Source organism: Actinomadura sp. KC216 (assembly GCF_004348535.1).
In the GTDB taxonomy this organism is placed as follows: Bacteria; Actinomycetota; Actinomycetes; order Streptosporangiales; family Streptosporangiaceae; genus Spirillospora.
The window spans coordinates 1-1,370 of record NZ_SMJX01000630.1 but is presented as its reverse complement, the minus strand read 5'-3'; the positions used below and the strand labels follow the sequence as shown (position 1 = coordinate 1,370).

The 1,370-nt window shown below is 68.7% G+C and carries 2 protein-coding genes; both read right to left on the bottom strand.

All coding sequences use genetic code 11. From position 1 onward, the window contains the following. Positions 1-178: 178 nt before the first annotated feature. On the bottom strand, positions 179-736 hold the full coding sequence (locus tag E1264_RS42645) for a DUF5063 domain-containing protein (RefSeq protein WP_132183268.1): 558 nt from the start codon (positions 734-736) through the stop codon (positions 179-181). Further along, on the bottom strand, positions 729-1,328 hold the full coding sequence (recR, locus tag E1264_RS42640; protein WP_132183266.1) for a recombination mediator RecR: 600 nt from the start codon (positions 1,326-1,328) through the stop codon (positions 729-731). Before recR ends, E1264_RS42645 begins: the two co-directional genes overlap by 8 nt. Positions 1,329-1,370 lie beyond the last annotated feature (42 nt).

Below are 1,370 nucleotides of genomic sequence, written 5' to 3'. Positions count from 1 at the left end.
GCCCCAGCCGTCGCCGCATCCGCAGCCCCCAACCCTCGGCACACCACTTCGAGCATCCGCCCGCCCCCGCGAGAGGGGTCCCGCGACCAACGTCCCAAGGAATGATCATCCAGACCACACCCTTGACCGCATTCGGACCACCCGGGGCGCCGGGGGGCGCGGAGCCCAAGGCCAGGGTTTATGGGGCCGTGGGCACCGTCGCGACCTCGGGAGCGACGTCCAGTCGGGAGTTCGCCACGAAGGCGTGCAGGGCGCGCAGAGCCGCACCGGCGTGGTTGCCCCAGTGGTTGAAGTAGGAGTACTGCCACCACCAGAGGGCTTCCAGCGGACGGTCCTGGTTGTAGTGACGCAGCCCGTGGACGAGGTCGCTGGCGACGTCGACCAGGTCGTCCGACAGGCGGTAGGACGTGGGCTCGGTGTCCTTGTACGGGTCGAAGACCTCGACGTACTCGTCCATGACGCTCAACCGCTCGGACAGGCCCTGCCGGACGGCGTCGAGGTCGGGGTCGTCGCCGATCTCCGGCTCCCAGTTGTCCGGGAGGATCACGTCGGCGCTGGCACCGAGCTGCGCGCCCGCCAGGATGACCTGTGACACCTCAAGAAGGAGCAGCGGGACGGTATGGACGCCGCCGTCGCCGCGCGCGACGGCCTCCAGTCCGTTCAGATAGTTGTCGACATGGCACGCCACGCGCTCGGCGAGGGCGTTCCAGTCCTGCGGGCTGTTGGTGTCAGACATCGAGCAGCCTCCGTCCTTCGAATGCGCGGCCCAGCGTCACCTCGTCGGCGTACTCGAGGTCGCCACCCACCGGCAGGCCGCTGGCCAGACGGGTGACGGTGAGGCCCATGGACTTGACGAGCCGGGCGAGATACGTCGCCGTCGCCTCGCCTTCCAGGTTGGGGTCGGTGGCGAGGATCAGCTCGGTCACCGTCCCGTCCGCGAGGCGCTGCATCAGCTCACGGATGCGCAGATCGTCCGGCCCGACGCCCTCGATCGGGCTGATCGCGCCGCCGAGCACGTGGTAGGTGCCCCGGAACTCGCGGGTCTTCTCGATCGCGACGACGTCCTTGGACTCCTCCACGACGCAGATCACGTGCGGGTCGCGGCGCGCGTCCCGGCAGATCCGGCATTCCTCCTCTTCCGCGACGTTCCCGCACGTCTTGCAGAAGCGGACCTTGTCCTTGACCTCCTTGAGCGCCTTGCCGAGGCGTTCCACGTCGGCGGGATCGGCGGCGAGAAGGTGGAAGGCGATCCGCTGCGCGCTCTTGGGGCCGACGCCGGGCAGCCTGCCCAGCTCGTCGATGAGGTTCTGAACCACCCCTTCGTACAACGGACCCCTCCTTTCTGCTGCGTCCTATGTGTCGTCCGATAC

Excerpts from the sequence above, each read along its gene's own strand:
- E1264_RS42645 (WP_132183268.1), bottom strand. The coding sequence starts at position 736 with ATGTCTGACACCAACAGCCCGCAGGACTGGAACGCCCTCGCCGAGCGC.